The 16,855-nt window shown below is 62.9% G+C and carries 19 protein-coding genes; 17 read left to right on the forward strand and 2 right to left on the reverse strand.

The annotated features are described in order from the left end of the window. Window positions 1–297: 297 nt before the first annotated feature. The 8 genes from LHJ54_RS00005 to LHJ54_RS00040 all read left to right on the forward strand — a co-directional run bounded on the left by LHJ54_RS00005 (window position 298) and on the right by LHJ54_RS00040 (window position 5,902). The gene (locus LHJ54_RS00005; RefSeq protein WP_228241432.1) at window positions 298–1,230 is read left to right on the forward strand and encodes an ArdC family protein; all 933 of its coding nucleotides are present in this window, start codon (window positions 298–300) and stop codon (window positions 1,228–1,230) included. A 12-nt stretch (window positions 1,231–1,242) separates the two neighbouring features. After that, window positions 1,243–1,677, forward strand: coding sequence for a hypothetical protein (locus tag LHJ54_RS00010; RefSeq protein WP_228241433.1), 435 nt, complete (start codon window positions 1,243–1,245; stop codon window positions 1,675–1,677). Window positions 1,678–1,709: 32 nt separating this feature from the next. Continuing rightward, window positions 1,710–2,087, forward strand: a complete 378-nt coding sequence (locus LHJ54_RS00015; RefSeq protein ID WP_228241434.1) for an antitoxin Xre/MbcA/ParS toxin-binding domain-containing protein — start codon at window positions 1,710–1,712, stop codon at window positions 2,085–2,087. Continuing rightward, window positions 2,059–2,787, forward strand: a complete 729-nt coding sequence (locus LHJ54_RS00020; protein ID WP_228241435.1) for an RES family NAD+ phosphorylase — start codon at window positions 2,059–2,061, stop codon at window positions 2,785–2,787. The genes LHJ54_RS00015 and LHJ54_RS00020 overlap by 29 nt, the downstream gene beginning before the upstream one ends. Before the next feature lie 273 nt (window positions 2,788–3,060). Beyond that, the gene (locus LHJ54_RS00025; protein WP_228241437.1) at window positions 3,061–3,999 is read left to right on the forward strand and encodes a DUF2493 domain-containing protein; all 939 of its coding nucleotides are present in this window, start codon (window positions 3,061–3,063) and stop codon (window positions 3,997–3,999) included. Window positions 4,000–4,226: 227 nt separating this feature from the next. After that, window positions 4,227–4,823: a hypothetical protein gene (locus LHJ54_RS00030; protein WP_228241438.1), complete on the forward strand. Its 597-nt coding sequence runs from the start codon at window positions 4,227–4,229 to the stop codon at window positions 4,821–4,823. Between the two features lie 137 nt (window positions 4,824–4,960). Further along, the gene (locus LHJ54_RS00035) at window positions 4,961–5,233 is read left to right on the forward strand and encodes a hypothetical protein (RefSeq protein ID WP_228241440.1); all 273 of its coding nucleotides are present in this window, start codon (window positions 4,961–4,963) and stop codon (window positions 5,231–5,233) included. A 270-nt stretch (window positions 5,234–5,503) separates the two neighbouring features. Further along, window positions 5,504–5,902, forward strand: a complete 399-nt coding sequence (locus tag LHJ54_RS00040) for a single-stranded DNA-binding protein (protein WP_228241442.1) — start codon at window positions 5,504–5,506, stop codon at window positions 5,900–5,902. A gap of 69 nt (window positions 5,903–5,971) precedes the next feature. Here LHJ54_RS00040 and LHJ54_RS00045 read toward each other — a convergent pair whose 3' ends face one another. Then, window positions 5,972–6,238, reverse strand: a complete 267-nt coding sequence (locus LHJ54_RS00045; RefSeq protein WP_228241443.1) for a DUF6437 family protein — start codon at window positions 6,236–6,238, stop codon at window positions 5,972–5,974. Between the two features lie 349 nt (window positions 6,239–6,587). Between LHJ54_RS00045 and LHJ54_RS00050 the strand changes: the two genes are divergently transcribed. From LHJ54_RS00050 to mobF, 4 genes are all read left to right on the forward strand, one after another. Continuing rightward, window positions 6,588–6,809, forward strand: a complete 222-nt coding sequence (locus tag LHJ54_RS00050; protein WP_120717187.1) for a hypothetical protein — start codon at window positions 6,588–6,590, stop codon at window positions 6,807–6,809. A gap of 679 nt (window positions 6,810–7,488) precedes the next feature. Then, the gene (locus LHJ54_RS00055; RefSeq protein WP_228241445.1) at window positions 7,489–7,818 is read left to right on the forward strand and encodes a hypothetical protein; all 330 of its coding nucleotides are present in this window, start codon (window positions 7,489–7,491) and stop codon (window positions 7,816–7,818) included. Continuing rightward, complete coding sequence (locus LHJ54_RS00060) at window positions 7,808–10,141, forward strand: type IV secretion system DNA-binding domain-containing protein (RefSeq protein WP_228241447.1); 2,334 nt, start codon at window positions 7,808–7,810, stop codon at window positions 10,139–10,141. Before LHJ54_RS00055 ends, LHJ54_RS00060 begins: the two co-directional genes overlap by 11 nt. A gap of 44 nt (window positions 10,142–10,185) precedes the next feature. Beyond that, window positions 10,186–13,092 carry a MobF family relaxase gene (gene mobF / locus LHJ54_RS00065; protein WP_228241450.1) on the forward strand — a complete coding sequence of 969 codons (2,907 nt, stop codon included), beginning with the start codon at window positions 10,186–10,188 and terminating at the stop codon, window positions 13,090–13,092. A 6-nt stretch (window positions 13,093–13,098) separates the two neighbouring features. Here the strand turns inward: mobF and LHJ54_RS12725 are convergent, their stop codons facing one another. After that, complete coding sequence (locus LHJ54_RS12725; RefSeq protein WP_373457038.1) at window positions 13,099–13,233, reverse strand: excalibur calcium-binding domain-containing protein; 135 nt, start codon at window positions 13,231–13,233, stop codon at window positions 13,099–13,101. Between the two features lie 48 nt (window positions 13,234–13,281). On the opposite strand from LHJ54_RS12725, the gene LHJ54_RS00070 reads away from it, so the two are divergent. The 5 genes from LHJ54_RS00070 to LHJ54_RS00090 are packed head-to-tail and all read left to right on the forward strand — an operon-like array spanning window position 13,282 to window position 16,851. Further along, a complete protein-coding gene (locus tag LHJ54_RS00070; protein ID WP_228241452.1) occupies window positions 13,282–13,596 on the forward strand; it encodes a hypothetical protein in 315 nt (104 codons plus the stop codon). Continuing rightward, window positions 13,593–13,958, forward strand: a complete 366-nt coding sequence (locus LHJ54_RS00075; protein ID WP_228241454.1) for a helix-turn-helix domain-containing protein — start codon at window positions 13,593–13,595, stop codon at window positions 13,956–13,958. Before LHJ54_RS00070 ends, LHJ54_RS00075 begins: the two co-directional genes overlap by 4 nt. After that, window positions 13,955–14,842 (forward strand): ImmA/IrrE family metallo-endopeptidase, encoded by an 888-nt coding sequence (locus LHJ54_RS00080; protein WP_228241455.1) that lies wholly within the window; start codon window positions 13,955–13,957, stop codon window positions 14,840–14,842. Before LHJ54_RS00075 ends, LHJ54_RS00080 begins: the two co-directional genes overlap by 4 nt. Next, window positions 14,832–15,683 carry a thymidylate synthase gene (locus LHJ54_RS00085; protein ID WP_228241456.1) on the forward strand — a complete coding sequence of 284 codons (852 nt, stop codon included), beginning with the start codon at window positions 14,832–14,834 and terminating at the stop codon, window positions 15,681–15,683. Before LHJ54_RS00080 ends, LHJ54_RS00085 begins: the two co-directional genes overlap by 11 nt. Before the next feature lie 7 nt (window positions 15,684–15,690). Further along, window positions 15,691–16,851 (forward strand): nucleotide kinase domain-containing protein, encoded by a 1,161-nt coding sequence (locus tag LHJ54_RS00090; RefSeq protein WP_228241457.1) that lies wholly within the window; start codon window positions 15,691–15,693, stop codon window positions 16,849–16,851. Window positions 16,852–16,855: the final 4 nt, after the last annotated feature.

Consider the following 16,855-nt stretch of genomic DNA (forward strand, 5'->3'; position numbering starts at 1 on the left):
AACGCACCGTGAAGAAAATTTTTCGACCTACTGCGATTGAAGGCTTATTTTCCTCAATCAGACGAAACTTTGGAACGGCAGCTTTCAGGTTTGTCCTCGCCTGACTTTATGGCTGCTTTTGGGGCGCTTTGCTGCCATCGACTCTAGGCTGAACCAACGGCAGCTTAGAGGCGACGGCGCCAACATCTAGAATGAGCGAAATTAGGGCGCGAAGCCGCCACTTACCTCGGTGAGAGGAAAGAGGGCTCCTTCTGATTGCCCCGGGACGGTCTCGTCCTGGCAATCAGGAGACACCTCATGTCGAAGTTTACACGCCGCGGCGGGCCGACCCCCGCCGCGCAAATAACCGCTGCGATTATCGAGAAACTCGAGCAGGGAACCAAGCCATGGATAAAGCCATGGCGCGGGGTTCCAGTATCACGACCTCTGCGCAGCTGCGGAACGCCCTACCGAGGCATGAACACCTTCTGGCTCTGGATGATCGCGGAGGCTGCCGGGTTCATGTCACCCTACTGGATGACGTACCGGCAGTGCCAGAAGCTTGGTGGGCAGGTCTGCAAGGGCGAGAAGTCGACGATCGCGATCTTCTACAAGAGCTACGACAAGCAGATCAAAGGCGATGATGGCGAAGAAGGCACCGAGAAGCGACGTGTCCTCAAGGCATACGCGGTCTTCAACGCCGACCAGTGCGATGGCTTGCCCGAGATGTATCGCGCGAAGCCTGAGTTCGAGCCAGTCGAGCCTGCGGGACGGGAAGAGCGGCTCGACGCTTTCTTTTCAAGCGTGGGGGCCAAACTTCGGCATCAGGGGGCCGAAGCCTACTACGAGCCTGTCCTGGACAGGATTACGATGCCGCCGGCGACGCTGTTCGATGGCTACGATCACTACTACGCAACGCTGGCGCACGAACTCTCGCACTGGACCGGGCATGGCTCACGTCTGGGTCGCGATCTCAAGAACCGATTTGGAAGCGAATCTTACGCGGCCGAGGAACTGGTGGCCGAGCTGTCCGCCGCGATCCTGGGCGCCGAGCTGGGTCTGCCGGTTGCGCATCTCGACCATCATGCGAGCTACATCGCGCATTGGCTCGAGCTCCTGAAATCCGATGATCGAGCCATGCTCACGGCAGCCGCCAAGGCGGAAGTAGCTGCGAGCCTCATCCTGAGGCTCGGAGGGCGTTCGGGTGCCGGTAGCGAGGCTGCGGCAGCCGATCTCGCCGAAGCGGCTTGAGGGGAGTGGGTGATGGGACGTTCCGTCAGCTATCCGCCCGGCGCAGTCGTCGCCTTCCGTACCCTAGAGAATGGACACGAAGATGATTGGGAATGGGAATACGAGTGTCTGGTCGAGGAGGTCATCGAGACTGCGCGCAGCACCTTCCCCTCTCTTCAACCCTGCGACGGGTGGCGCGGCCGCGAAGACCGCATCCTGCTGCGCAATGCCTTTGCTGATTGCGGGGTCTCTACCTATTGTGGGCTTGTCGCCGTCTGGCTCGCCGAGCGCGACGACGGTGGTTACTGGGATGCCGATGCCAATCACCCGCGGTCCGGACGGGCACAGCGCTGGCTTTCGCAGGTGGCGAGCCGCTTTGAAGCGATATTCGGCGAGATCCGCATGATTGGGCGCTTTTCGAGCGGCGAGGCGATCTTTGAACCCAGGTCTGTTCAAATGCGCATCTAGCTGCTATATCGTGCATATGAAAGGATGCGCTGATGGCAACGAGAGCCGCTGAAGTCGAGGAGGGAGATGGCAAGGTCCTGACCACCGCAATCGCTAGAATTGCGGAGTTCTGGGGCCTGACCAATGCCAAGCTGGGTGCGGTTCTCGGGCTGTCTCAGGCCACCGTCTCGCGTTTGCGCTCGGGCAGGTCCGAGCTCGATCCGGCCAGCAAGTCGTTCGAAGCTGGCCAGTTTCTGCTGCGCCTGTTCCGCTCGCTCGATGCGCTGCTCGGCAGCGATGATATGGCTGCGCGAGCCTGGCTCGCGACTCCCAATCTCGACCTCGAGGCGCGGCCTCTTGACCTGATCGACAGCTTCAAGGGTCTCATGACGGTTTGCGACTATGTGGACGCCCACCGCGCTCGCGTCTGAGCTGCGCCGTTACCGCAGGACCGTCTGGCGTGTCGTCGAGGCGCAGCATCGCATCTCGACCAATCGCCTTGCCGCAACTCTCGCGGACCAGAAGCGGCTCGAGGAACTTGCCGATGCGGCCAAGCCCGATCTGCCCAAGGCAGCGCGCGGCCTGCACTACCTTCTCGCCTCGCCCTTTCGCTACGGCCACGGCGTGGCCAGCCGCTTTCGGCGTGCGAACGAGCGACCCGGCATCTTCTACGCAAGCGAGGCCGAGCAGACCGCGATCACCGAAACCGCTTACTGGCGGCTCCGCTTCATCAGCCGCTCACCCGGGTTCGTCCCCGGCAACCGCACCAGCGAGCATCTGAGCTTCTCGATTCCCGTCTCCATTGCCCGCGCGCTCGACACTACGCGGCCGCCTCTGTCGCGCGACAGCAAACGCTGGGTCGATCCGGTCGACTATTCCGCGTGTCAGGCTCTCGCCGAGGCTGCTCGTGCCGCGGGCGGGCAGGCGATCCGCTCGCCGTCGGCGCGCGATCCACAGGGGATCAATCTCGCGCTGTTCGATCCCGCGTGCTTTGCCAAGGCCCAGCCCGATCACGGACGCGGCTGGCACCTGCGCCTCGAAGGTCGGCGCCTCACTGCACTGGCCGCGTTTCCTTCGGGCGAGGTGCTGGAATTCACGGCCGAGCAGTTCGGGCTGCCTTCGCTCGGCTGAAGCCCGGCTCCACTATCCCTCTTTGCACGGCCTGCCGGAGCCAGAATTCCTGCATGCCCCGTTCGCTCGCGCGGGCCCTGGACCGGTCCGGTTCCGCCGCAACCCGCGCAAGGCTGCGGCCCGTGTGGCCCGCGCCAGCCTTGCCTTGCGGGGTTTCCCGCTGCGCGGTGCGGCGGCCCCCTCGACCCGGTCCCTTCAGGGCCCGGCGAACAGGCCGCAGGATTCGTCTCTCTTCTCCTGCGGCAGTCGCCTTCGCTCAGGAGGAAATGACCCATGTACGACAGCTTCACCGCCCAACTTGCCGGACTCGATCTGGCCGGCTTTTCGGTTCAACCCGCACCTTTCAACGAAACAGATTTTCCCGCCGAAGAGGCGAGCGAGCAAACCCTCGCGGCCGTCTGGTCCGACTTGTTCGCCTTGTTCGCCGACACCGCGCTCGAGGCCAACGCCGAGGACATCGCCTGGGGCTTCGTCAATCTCTTCCACCGCGCGGCGACCCGCAAGTCCGCGCAGGTCGATCGCGCGAGCGACGAGATCCGCGCGCTGCTTTCCGCGGCCGATGGCTCGGAAGTCCACTCGAGCAACCTCGAAGAGCAAGTCGAGCGCGCACAGGCAGCCGAAGCCAGCATGCTCGCCTTCGAGCATATGCGCGAGGTCGCGGCGATGCTGTACCGCGAAGAGACCGGGGCGTCCTGGAAGCCGATGACGGGGTCGCGCGTAGCGCACGGAAAGAACCTCACCTCTGCGGTCATCGATGCGCGCGATTTCCTCAAGGTCCGCTCAGAACGTCGGCGCGCCGCACTCACGCCCGAAGGCACCGCCGTGGTCTTCGCGGGAGGACGCGCGAGCTTCGCCACGACCGAGGAGGCGACGAGCTATGCGGACAACATCTGGGCCACGCTCGACCGAGTGCGCGAGCAGGTACCCGATATGCTCCTCGTCCATGGCGGCGACGGCAAGGGCGCCGATCGGCTTGCAGCCGCCTGGGCCGAACGCCACGAGGTACAGCAACTGACCTTCGGTCTCGATCGTAGGCTGGGTGCCCGGGCCGGGTTCAAGCGCAACGAGCAGATGCTGGCGATGGCCCCCCGCTACGTGATCGCCTTTCCCGGCAATGGCGTCACCGAGCGTCTCGTCATCGAAGCCAAGACACGCCGCATCACCGTGGTCGATCGCCGCGGTCTGCTGGGGACCAAGCCTGGCGCTGGCTGAGGTCACGCCCTTCGAATGCGTTGTGGCGGCCAAGAGACCGCTGCCTGAGTGTCCCGCATCTTTGGAGTGGCCCCGGCGCGCAAGAGTCCCTTGTGCGCACCGGCAGCTTGAGCGCGAGGCAATTCACCCGCTGTTGCGCCATTTCGGAAACCCGATTGCAATCCGCCGTCCTCATTTCCTCTTTCGCAGCGCCAACCACAGGAGCGCCGGAAGCAGGAGCAAATTGAATGAACATGCATGCAACGATCGTCGCGGTTCGCGGCCCGACCGCAACTCATCTTTGGGATGACGCGATGTCGACCTACCAATCGGCACGCTCCGATTTCGAGCGCTTCGATACAGTCGTCTGGCAGCCGCTTGCGGATGAACTGGACCGAATCTCTCCTCGGCCTGACCTTTGGTTCGAGGTCGTGGCACAGAGCGGACAGAAGACCCGTTATCAGGTCCCAGCCAACGATCTGCATGCATGGGACGATCACGTATCCGCTGTGTTCCGCACCAAAGCCGCCGAGGTCCGGCAGGCATGGCTCGATCACAAGGCCGCGCAGGAACGACTGGGGTATGACGCAGCGAGCGACGAGGTCGAGCGACTTTGCAACATGATGTGCGATCGGGAGCGCGACCTGCTTCTCTTGCCCGCGCCGGATCGCTCCGCGCTCCTATGGAAGCTGGAGCGCCTGTTCGGGTCCGAGGTTCGCAGCGAGGACGAGTTCTGCGACAGCTGGTGCCCTGAATGGATCAATGCTGTGATGGACGATGCCTCGCGCCTCCTTTCCGATCGTGAGGCTGCGCGCATAGTTCCGGCGCAGGCTCTCGCCGCCTAGAGACTGGTTGGTCTTGGCGAAGCCGCGCATCCAGCGACCACGGCTCGCCGGCCATCCCGCGACTTTGTCGTGCACTTCACATGGCTGTCCCGAATGCCCTGGCTTCAGACTCCGGGAAATGACGCTATGTCTTCCTCATGGACCTCGACGACCTGCTCCAACGATACTTCTCATCCACCGATCTTGCAGCGGTGAGTCCCGATGTGCTGGCCTCGGGTTTGGAGCGCTGCCAGGTCGATCTCGGCCTCGAAAAGGACCGCGGCAAGCGCTTTGCCCTGTGGGCGCTGCTCTACATGCTTGGCTCTGCGCCTGACCTTGAGGCGGCGCTCAAAGATGCTGACGATCGGGAGGCGGCCCGCAATTTCATGGACCTGCTGGCGGCTAGCGAGGGTGAGGGGCAGGGCGGATAGGAGAGCGGCGCCGCGTGCGCCTTCGCCAGGCCACCCGAACCCAATCCGGCTTCTTCGCGAACAGTCCTGAATCAGGTCAGCTGAGGCCGGCAACGCCTTTGCCTTCGGGCCGTGTTGGCAGCTGCGCTGCCTGCCCGCACCACCCCTTGCAAAAGCGTTTCCCTTGGGCGCGGGCGCGCCCTGCGGTGCAGTCCTCCCATGCCCTGCTTCTTCTGGATGTTCGCAAGCCGGAAAATGGTTTCCGGTTTGGCAGACCGAAGGACCAGTCACATGACCAATCTCGTAATCCTGACCGGCCGTCTCGCCCGCGATCCCGAATCCCGCGAGACCAAGGGCGGAACCTCCGTCACCGGCATCACCGTCGTCACCGACCGACCGCTGCGCGACAAGGACGGCAAGACCTACAAGGATGAAAACGGCTACACCGCCAAGGACAGCGAATTCCACCGGGTGACCTGCTTCAACGGCCTCTCCAAGACCGTCGGGCAGTTCTGCACCAAGGGCCAGCTCGTCTCGGTCCAGGGCCGGCTTCACTACACCCAGTGGGAAGACCAGGATGGCGTCAAGCGCTACGGCTGCGAGATCCTCGCCGACAAGGTCGACTTCCTCTCGCGCGGCAACGCCAGGTATGGCGACGGAGACAACCGCGACGCGCCCGAGATCGACTGACGTCATCGATTAACCGGCGACCGAGAAGGGGCTCTGCCGCAAGCGCGGCAGGGCTCCTTCTCGTGTTGTTCAGGAAGCAGCGGGCGTACCGTTGCGACCGGATGCAGCTAGTTCGCTTCCCAGCCGCCGGAGCGCTTCGGCTTCACCGAGCTTGCCGAGCATCTCGCTGGCCTGTTTGAGGCCCTTCCTCGAGAACGCCTCGATACCTGATCCGAGGATCAGTTGCCCCAGCTCTAGAGCGGCTTTCTCTTCCAGTTCGCGTTGCCGCTCGTCGAGAGCTTGCCGGTCGGCTTCGAGCTTCCTGAGCGCATCGACCGCGCTTCGCTTCGTGGGCATTCGTGGGGTCCTTTCCTCGTCCCCTCTTTGATGCCTCCACCATTCAGTCTGCCGGGCTCATCGGGGTGTAGGAAAGAGTTTTTTTGCGCTTCTCATCGGCCCTCCCTTCATTCGAGAGGTGAGGAATGGTCCTGGCTCACGGATCGTCCATGGTGATGGACTTGCGGCTCCCGCGTCAAGGACGGCGGGGCCCCACCATTTTGCCTCCCCTTCGCTTCGCTTCGGTCCGACAAAATCGTTGCCCCCACCGCCGCTGACGCGGTCGCCCGGAGGGCGATCCTGGACCCGGGATCCGCAAGACCATCGGCCGACCTCCTGTCGTCTCAAGGACAGACAACAGGAGGATATCATGGCTTCACTTGCTCCAATCGCGTCGAACGCGGATAGCTACTTCGAAGCACTGGCGGTTGCCGAACGGCGCGCGCTGCACAGCTACTTCGATCAGCATATCGTCGAGGACGAGACCCTAGGCTACTTCGCGCTCGACGAGGGCGACTACAACGCCCTGCCGGCGCATCTGACAAACCGGGTGGTCCACACCGTGCGCGGGGGAATGCTCGACGAGTTCTGAGGATGAAGAGAGGGCGGGAACCGGCGACGGTTCTTCGCCCTTTTTTCATGCTCGCCGGACGATGGTTCGGGGATGCGGAGCGGGGCTGTGGACGCGCTCTGTCCCGCGCATCTGGCAATGCGCTCCTGAGGGCGCGATCTTCTTGTTCCGGGCCCCGCGCGCACTTGCGAACCGGCGGCGGGTCGGACCAGCGCGCGCGGGCCGAAACGACAGACCCCGTTCCGGCCGCTTCGCACATGATCCTTTGCCGCCGCCTCTTTCGCAGGTGCGATCTCTTGTCGGGCCGGGGCCGAACTCATTTCCTGCTGCCTGAAATCTCGCCGACGAGGGATAGCTCACGCTCCTTAGGCGAAAGGCGGCAAATGCCCTCAAAAACACAGCGTCTTCGGCAACTGGCACTGGCCGCGCAATGGGGAACAGTGGGCACACCGTACGCAGCGGTGCTGCCGGATGTTTCAATGTCTCTTCAATGGGATAGATCTTGATTTCGCGAGATGCAGCAACTGATTTGCCGGTGATGCATGAAGCGGATTCGCAAGTTGCGGGTAAATCACTCTGCCATAAAGCCTTGAACAGATGGGCGAACTTTCCGTTTTCCTACAGGCTGCCCGTGATTTAGTCTGATCCTCGCCTTCCGCAGGGTGAACCAGGTTCCTTATCGTTCAAGGAGCTTGGAAACGTGCAACGTCATCAAAGTCTGCAGAGCTATGTTCCGCCGCTAATCGCGGACTGGATCAGGGCGCAGGCGCGCCTCAAGCAGGTCAGCGTCAGCATCGTCGTGCGCGACCTGCTGGTCGCCGCCTGGACCCGTGACAACGATGCTCTTCTGCGCCCCACCGGGGCCGATCCGGAGCGGCAGAGGGTGTTCGCCACAGTCGCGCTCGACGCGCTGCTAACCCACCATGCCGACGAGTCTCTCAGGGAGCGCACGCTGGCTGCCTATCACCGCCGGCTGGAGCGGCTCGGTCTCATTCCGGCTTCCGGCAAGGGAGGCGAGCATGAAGCATAATCTCGTCAACTTCACCCGCGGTAGCCAGCTGCTGGGCCACTTCGGCTTCATGTTTGCGGCGGGCCTCAAGGGACCGCTGCTTGTCACCGTGCTCGTCATTCTCGGCCTTGGCTGGTGGGAGGTGCAATCCTCGCTCAGCGAGCAGGAGGTCTATCTCCTGTGGATGCATCTCTACGCCTCCGCCTACGGTTTCATGGAGTTCGATCCCGCCAAGCTCGTGCACCTCAAACTGGGCAACGGCGAGACCGCCGCCTTTCCCATGTCGGTCGTCACCCAGTACCCGCCGATGCGCGCCGCGGTCGCCGCATTCGGGGAGGCCCTGCGGAGTACGTTCTTGGTTGCAAGCCTGGTCCTCGTCCCGCTGTTCATCGCCTTCTGGTGGATTGCCGAACGCTTCGGCGAGCGCTCGAAACAGAAGAAGCATGTGCGCGGCTCTTCGCTCGCTAGCCTGCCCGAACTGGAGAGCGACATCGCCCGGCACAACGCCCGCGAACGCGCGCGCGAATACGGCAGCGAAATGGGTTGGGCATGGCGTCTGGCCGGTCGCGCATCATTGCGCGAAGCGGGGCTGTATGTCCCCGCGCATCTCGGCGGCGTGAGCTGGCCGTGGCGACGCGAGCAGAGCCACGCGATGCTGGTCGGGACCACCGGTACCGGCAAGACCGTGGCCCTCACCGATCTCGTTGACGAAATCCGCGAGCGGGGCGAGCGCGCGGTGATATTCGACCTCACCGGGGCCTTCATCGAGACCTTTTACGAGGCGGATCGCGACGTCATTCTCAACCCACTCGACGCCCGCTGCCCGGCGTGGAGCGTGTTCAACGACTGCACCTCGCGCGCCGAATTCCATTCCGCCGCTGAATCGCTCGTGCCCCACGACGGGGGCGGCTCGGAGCAGTTCTGGGTGCTCGCCGCGCGCACCATGTTCGTCGAGACTTGCATAAAGCTCGCCGCGGAAGGACGGGGCAGCAACCAGGCGCTCGCCGACGAGCTCATGAACGCCGACCTGTCCGATCTGCACAAGCTGCTCGAGGACACGATGGCGGGGCCGATCACCACGCCGAGCGCTGCCAAGATGGCGGAATCGGTGCGTGCGGTGTTCAACGTCAACGCCAAGGCGATGCAAATGCTGCCTTCGGACGGAGAGCCGTTTTCGATCCGAAGGTGGGTTCGGGGAACATGCGAACCGGGCTCGCTGCTGTTCCTTTCAGCGCGCTATGTCGACATGAGCGTGCTCTCGCAATTGCTCACGCTGTGGCTCGATACCGCGATCAACACGCTGATGACCGGGCGGCGCACGCGTGACCTCAAACTGTGGTTCCTGATCGACGAACTGGGGGCTCTGCACCGCCTGCCGTCACTCGAGAAGGGCCTGCAGACCGCGCGCAACTTTGGCGGCGCGATCGTCACCGGTGTGCACGCTTTCGCCAAGCTCAAAGAGGTCTACGGCGAGAATATGGCGATGACCCTGTCCTCGCTTGCCAGGACCAAGCTGATCCTCGCCACCGCCGACCGCGAAACCGCGACCTGGTGCTCCGATGTCGTTGGGCACCGCGAGGTCCGCGAAATGGAAGAGGGCTACAGCTATGGCTACAACAACGCCCGCGACGCGGTCAGCCTGACGCCCCGCCGACAGGTCGTTCCCCTGCTCCTACCGGACGAGTTTATGGAGCTTCCCAGCCTGTCGGGCTTCATCAAGTTTCCGGATGGATTTCCGGCAGCGCCGGTCACGCTGATCCCGCGCGGCTGGCCTCGTGTCGCCGAGGGTTTCATCGCGCGTGAGACGCCATCGCGAACCGGCCCAGCACACCGCAGCGACAGTAATCGTTCTGATACTCGGGGAAATGCGGAGCATCGCGCAGGGAGCGACGACGAGGGCGGCGAGTCGCGCCGTCTGGCGCGAAAGGATCGCCTATCGGTTGAACCGCAGAAGGCACCTTTGCGGAGCAATCGCGCGGCGCAGTCGATCGCGTCGAAATCGGGCAAGAATGGGAAGCAAGCCACGGCCAAGGCATCCTTGCCCACCGATCCTGCAATCGATACGCGCCTTGCATCCCGGTCGAGCGCCAAGCCAGAAGCCGGCACACACGCGCAATCCGAATTGCCGCTCGGCGAAGCCAGGGAGAGCCAGAGAGAACCCGCCGGCCTGACGGACAAGCCGTCGCGCCCGGATGTCCCTGATCCGCAAGCCTCACAGGATGCGGCACGCGATCGTAACCGCGCCGACCACCGGCAACAGGAGGATCAGCAGCGCGCGCTGCTGGGAGGCGCCGCGCGCGAACAGCAGGACCGCGACTTGGGCGATATCGGGCCCGATATCTGATCGCCTGGCGGGAGGCTTGAGGGGCCAAACGGGATCCGCCGCCGATGCTCTCTGTCGCCAATGTCCGCTCGCCGTCGGCCGCGGCGAGCTACTTCGCCGCCGACAACTACTACGCCAGAGCCGATGCCGACCGTTCGGGCCAGTGGATCGGCAAAGGCGCCGATCTGCTGGGCCTGAAGGGCCGCGTCGAGACCAAAGCTTTCGATGCGTTGCTGCGCGGCGAGCTGCCCGACGGATCGAGCGTCGGCAATCCCGGCCAGTGGCATCGGCCGGGCACCGACCTCACCTTTTCGCTACCCAAGAGCTGGTCGCTGCTGGCTCTCCTCGGCAAGGACGAGCGGATCGTCGAGGCCTACCGCGAGGCTGTCATCGAGACGCTCGCCTGGGCGGAAAAGAATGCCGCCGAAACTCGGCTCATCGAGAAAGGGCAGGTGCGCACGGTCGCGACCGGCAACCTCGCCATCGGCCTCTTCCAGCACGATACCAACCGCAACCAAGAACCCAATCTGCATTTTCATGCGGTCGTCGCCAACCTTACACGCGGACCCGACGGCGCCTGGCGCACCCTCAAGAACGACCGGCTATGGTCCCTAAACACGCTCCTCAATTCGATTGCGATGGCGCGCTTTCGGACGAGCGTCGAAAAGCTCGGCTACGAGGCCGGGCCGGCGCTCAAGCACGGCAATTTCGAAGCGCGCGGGATCAGCCGCGAACAACTGATGGCGTTCTCGACGCGGCGCCAAGAGGTGCTCGATGCGCGGCGCGGCTCGGGACTGGAGGCAGGACGGATTGCCGCCCTTGTCACTCGTTCGGAGAAGGAGTCGATCGAGGATCGCGGTGCGCTCGCCGTTCGCTGGGATCAGGCGGCGAAGGAGATCGGACTCGACCTCGAGCCGCTGGTCGAAGCTTCGCATCTTCGAGCCGCGCGGCAGGAGCAAGAGGCCGCGCGCCCGGCTACGCTGATCGAGCGCGGTATCGCTCGCCTGCGGGAGTTTGCCGCGCGCATTTCGGGCGAAGAGCCTGACCCGCTGGTGCCGAGCCATGTCTTGAAGAAAGGTCCCGAAGCCATCGCGGCGGCGCAGGCGGTCGCCTCGGGCGTGCGCCATCTCTCGCAGCGCGAGGCCGGGTTCGAACGCGATGCGCTTTATAAGGCCGCGCTCGATTTCGGGCTGCCGACGACGATCGGCCATGTCGAAGCCGCCGTTCGGTCGCTGGTTCGCTCGGGACATCTGCTGGAGGGGACAGGCGAGCACAGGGGCTGGGTCACGAATTGCGAGGCGGTTGAAGTGGAGACGCGCATTCTTGCCTGGGCGGCCGAAGGCAACGGCGCGATCAAGCCCGGCATTGCGGGCGACGAAGCCGAAAGCCGCGTTCAGGCCTCGGCCGAGATCAATCATGGGTTCAAGCTCAATGAGGGGCAGCTCGGTGCCGCGCGGCTCATCCTGGCCTCGGTCCATCGGACGATCGCCGTTCAGGGCGTCGCCGGCGCGGGCAAGTCGAGCGTGTTGAAGCCGGTGGCCGAAGTGCTGCGCGAAGAGGGCCATCCGGTGATCGGGCTCGCGGTGCAGAACACGCTGGTGCAGATGCTCGAGAGCGACACGGGCATCCGCTCGCAGACGCTCGCCCGCTTCCTCAAGGATTGGGGCAAGCTGATCGACGAGCCAGGTAATGGCCAGCGCCAAACCGAAGCGAAGGCGGCCTTGAAGAACCATGTTCTCGTGCTCGACGAGGCCTCGATGGTTTCGAACGCCGACAAGGAACAGCTGATCCGCATCGCCAACCTGGCCGGCGTCCATCGCCTGGTCCTGATGGGCGACCGCAAGCAATTGGGCGCGGTCGATGCCGGCAAGCCCTTCGCGCTGCTCCAGCAGGGCGGCATCGCCAAGGCCGAGATGAACACCAATCAGCGTGGCCGCGATCCGGTACTGCGCCAGGCGCAGGCGGCCGCGCAGGCGGGTCTCGTAAGATCGGCATTGGACCATCTCAAGGGTCACACCGTTGAAGCCGAAGGCGATGGAGCGATCGTCGCGGCGGAACGCTGGCTCTCGTTGCCGCCTTCTGAGCGCGAGCTCACCGCCATCTATGCCTCAGGCCGCAGGATTCGCTCTGCGGTCAACGAAGCAGTCCAACGCGGCCTGCAAGCGAACGGGGAAATCGGCCCGGAGAATATCGCGCTAGAGGTGCTCGACCGCGTGAACTTCACCCGCGAGGAATTGCGTTACCTCGCTGCCTACCGGCCCGGTATGGTGCTTGAGGTCGCGAAGGCCGAGCGCACCTTGGGGCTCAAGCGCGGCGAATACGCCGTTCGCGGCATCGATGAGACAGGTGTCGTTCGGCTGCAGGACGATGGCGGCCGTCAGCACTCGCTGCGGCCCGCACGGATCCGAAGAACCGGCAAGAATGACAATCTGGCACTATTCGAGCGGCGCGAGCTCGAGGTTCACTGCGGAGATCGGATTCGTTGGACGCGCAACGATCACCGACGCGGACTGTTCAATGCCGACCGCGCCACGGTTATTTCAATCGAACGTGATCGCGTCACGATTGAGACATCCAAGGGCGAGCAGCTCCAGCTGAAAGAGGGAGACCCGATGCTGAAGCGGATCGATCTCGCCTACGCGCTCAACGCGCACATGGCGCAAGGGCTGACATCCGATCGGGGCATTGCCGTCATGGACAGCCGCGAGCGCAATCTCTCCAACCAGAAGACGTTTTTGGTCACCGTCACACGTCTGCGCGATCATCTGACGCTGGTGGTCGACAGTGCTGCGAAGTTGGGAGGCGCGGTGGCGCGCAACAGAGGCGAGAAAGCCTCGGCGTTGGACGTGACGGAACGATTGCGAGATGCCGCAGCCGAAGGAGTTTCGAAGAGCTGTACCGAGCAGCCGGCGCGCGATACCGAGCGTGAACTGTCTCGCGAAAAGGCCCGGCCAATCGATATCGAGATTTAGGAGCGGCTACTCGCAGCCTATGCCATTATTGTCGCGATCGAAGTGGCTCCCGTAGCCGGGCTGCCCCCGCCGGACCTGGTCGGCGCCGGTCTTCCGCCAGCCCAGGTAGCTGCGACACTGCGAACAAGGGCCTCTTGACATCCCGGGTGGTAAGCATATCTTACCACCCGTAAGAGCCGGAGAGTCGTGATGGATCCCAATGTTGTCAGAACCAAGCTGATTGAGGTGCTGCAGACCGTGCAGTCCCTCAGCGGCGAAGAATGTCCCGCTATCGATGGTGCCACTAAGCCGGTTGAAACACTTCCGAAGTTCACCAGCAAGGTGTGGCCGGTTGCAGCCGGCATGCTGGGCATCGCGCTCAGCAAATCCATCCCGTGCGAGGCCAACATTTTCGTCGATGAGGAGAGCAAGGAGCCCCTAGCAATCAATCAGTCAGTCGCGCTCGTCCTGAAGATCCTCGAGGCGCAAGAGGCCGAGGAAGCCGAAGGGACTGCGGCAGAATGAATGACAATCCTTCGCTGAAGTCGGCAACGATCCATTCCCGATTGCGGGCAGCGCGCGAGGCTGCCGGGCTGTCACAGGGACAGGTTGCTAAGCTGATGAACATGCACCGCCCTACCATTTCGGAAATGGAAGCCGGCAACCGACGCATCGCCGCGCATGAGCTCGCCAAGCTGGCCGACCTCTACGATACCAAGGTGGCGTGGCTGCTGGGCGAGGCGCCCGAACGTGCCGCCACCGACGATCCAAAATTGCAGCTTGCCGCCCGCGAACTCAGCAAACTCAAACCCGACGATCTGAACCGCCTCCTGAAACTCATCGCCGCGATGAAGTCGGACGACGACGAGAAGGAGCCCAACCGATGAAAGCGCTTGCCAAGCCGATGATGCACCACCGCCGCGCCTTAGCCGACAAGGCAATGAAAGCAGCGATCTCGGCTCGCCTGAAGGCAGGTAAGGACCTCGTCAGCCCCATCTGCATCTATTCAGTGGCTGAGGCGCACGGCGTACGCGTACGGTTCAACGACATCGACATGGAAGGCATGTACCAACGCGGCTCGCCACCGCGCATCCACCTGTCGAGCAAGCGTCCGCTGGTCCGCCGCACCTTCAATTGCGCCCACGAGCTCGGCCATCATGCGCTCGGGCACGGCTCCTCAATCGACGAGTTGCGCGAAAACCAGACCGTCCGACCCTGGGATATACCGGAAGAGTATAGCGCCGACACCTTTGCCGCTTACACGCTCATGCCAACGCTGGGGCTTCGCAACGCCTTTGCCCTCCGCGGGCTCAAGCCGGAGACCGCGACGCCTGCGGAGATCTATCGCATCGCCTGCCAGTTTGGGGTCGGGTACTCAACGCTGGTCACGCACCTGCTGTGGGGTGAGGCGATGATCGGTCGCTCGCGGGCTGACGAGCTGCGCAAGATCACGCCACAGTCGCTACGCGCCCAGATTCTCGGCGCGCTGACGCCGCAGCCGCTCATCGTTGCCGATGAACATTGGGGCGCAGCTGCTATCGACGCGGAAGTGGGGCACCTGCTCCTGCTGCCGACAGGGACTATCGCTCATGGCAACGCAGTTACTGCGATTGGTGATCTTGCCCATGGGCGCTTGTTTGAAGCGAAGCGTCCGGGCTTGGTGAGGCTCGACCGCCCGGGCGGCGACTGGGCCGCGTTCGGGCGCGTCGCGCGAACCGCATATGTCGGGCTCGCTGAGTTCCGCCATCTGGAGGATGACGATGATGACTAAGACCAGCTCAAAGCCGAGCGTTCCGCTGCTCATTGAAGGTCGCAGTATATCCGAAACCTATAGCCGGTTGATACTTTATATAATGGAGCATTCCGGTGTGGAAGTCGCACCGCTCGTGCTGACTGTCGATGGTTTTCCTGCCGACTACTCCATTCCCGAAGATCCAGCAGTTCGGCGATCACTGGACGCCTTGCTCCACCGCAAGGGGAAGACAAAGGTCGAGGATGTTGCGTTCACGATCTTTCCCGAGCGGCTGTGGGTCATGGCTCAGGGTGACCGCGCCAAACTGTTTCAGTACTATGGTTGGTCCTTTCCATTCTACCGTGCAAGGGACAAGGCAAACAGCCGTGGCCTCTATTTCGAACGGTTGACGATGTACGGCAGCGGTCCTTGCGATGGAAATCAGCTGGAGTGGATATTGAGCGAATGGAATAAGCGAGGTGGAGTAAGAGATTCCCTTGCGCAAGCTACGACTTTCGATCCTGCCCGAGACCATACAGCAAGTGCGCAACTCAAATTCCCGTGCCTGCAACATGTTAGCTTCGTGCCGACGGCAGCGGGACTGGTCGTCAATGCGTTCTATGCGACACAGCAGATCTTCGACAAAGCCTATGGCAATTATCTCGGGCTCGCTCAGCTCGGCGCGTTTATGGCTCATGAGATGACAATGCCTTTTGCCCGACTCAATGTGAACGTGGGAGTCGCGAAACTGGAGCGGATCGGGAAGACCGATGGCGCCATGAAGCCGCTAATCGAGGCGGCCCGTCTTTGCATTGCAGCCTCTCCGGTCGCTGCGCTGACAGACGTGGGTTCTGCCCAGCTCACTGCGGCTGCTGCGTAATTCAATTATGGCGAAATCTAGCGCCTCGAACGGCCGCAAACGCGGCCGCCCCGCCACGATCCCTGCGGCAATCCAGCAAAGGCTTGATGTCGATTCCGAGCGGAAAGCTCCGATCATCGTTTCCAGCCACCTTGCCCCCGCCAAAACCACTGCCGTCTATGATAGCTACTGGCGGTTCGCCGCGGAAAGGCAGCGCGTCTTTTACCGCCGCGCCCTTGGCGAACCGGCTCCGTGGACCGGCAATCGGGTGCTCGCGACCTACAAGTTCACCAACGCCTACCGGGCGTCCGACCGGGTCAGCCAATATCTGATCCGCAATGTCATATATCGCGAGGACCTGCCTGACACGCCGGAAGAGGTCGTGTTTCGCATCCTGCTGTTCAAGCTGTTCAACAAGATCGAGACCTGGCAGCTCCTCGAAAGATCGGTCGGTCCTATCAGCTTCGCGGATTACCGCTTCGACCACTTTGATCGCATTCTCACTAAAGCGATGGATGAGGGCACGCGCATCTATTCGGCAGCCTACATCATGCCGCCGGGAAGCTCGGCATTCGGCTGCAAGGCGAAGCATCAGAACCATCTGAAGCTGCTCGAACTCATGATGTCGAAGGCTTTACCGGCCAAGCTCGCTGAGGCGTTGACTATGCAAGACGGCTTCGAGTTGCTGCGCGCCTTCCCGACGATCGGCGACTTTCTCGCCTATCAGTTCGTCACCGACGTGAATTACAGCGAGGTGACCGATTTTTCGGAAATGGACTTTGTGATCCCCGGGCCCGGCGCCCGCGATGGATTGCGCAAATGCTTCGCCGACACTGGCGGCCTGAGCGATGCTGAATTGATCCGCCTAATGGCAGACAGGCAGGAGGAGGAGTGCGCGCGCCTTGGTCTGGAATTCCCATCGCTATGGGGCCGGCGGCTGCAGTTGATCGACTGTCAAAACCTGTTTTGCGAAGTCGACAAATTCGCCCGCGTTGCGCACCCCGACATCGCAGGGTGGACTGGGCGTACACGCATCAAGCAAAAGTTTGCTCCGCAAGCAAACCCGATCGAATTCTGGTATCCGCCCAAATGGGAGATCAATGATCGAATCGCTGCCGGCGCGATGCCGAATGAAGCATTTGAAAGTTCGCGGCCCGCGACTTTGAAGTGTGAAGCAGAAGACGGCTAAGGGC

This window comes from Porphyrobacter sp. GA68, from assembly GCF_022605525.1.
Classification (GTDB): domain Bacteria; phylum Pseudomonadota; class Alphaproteobacteria; order Sphingomonadales; family Sphingomonadaceae; genus Qipengyuania_B.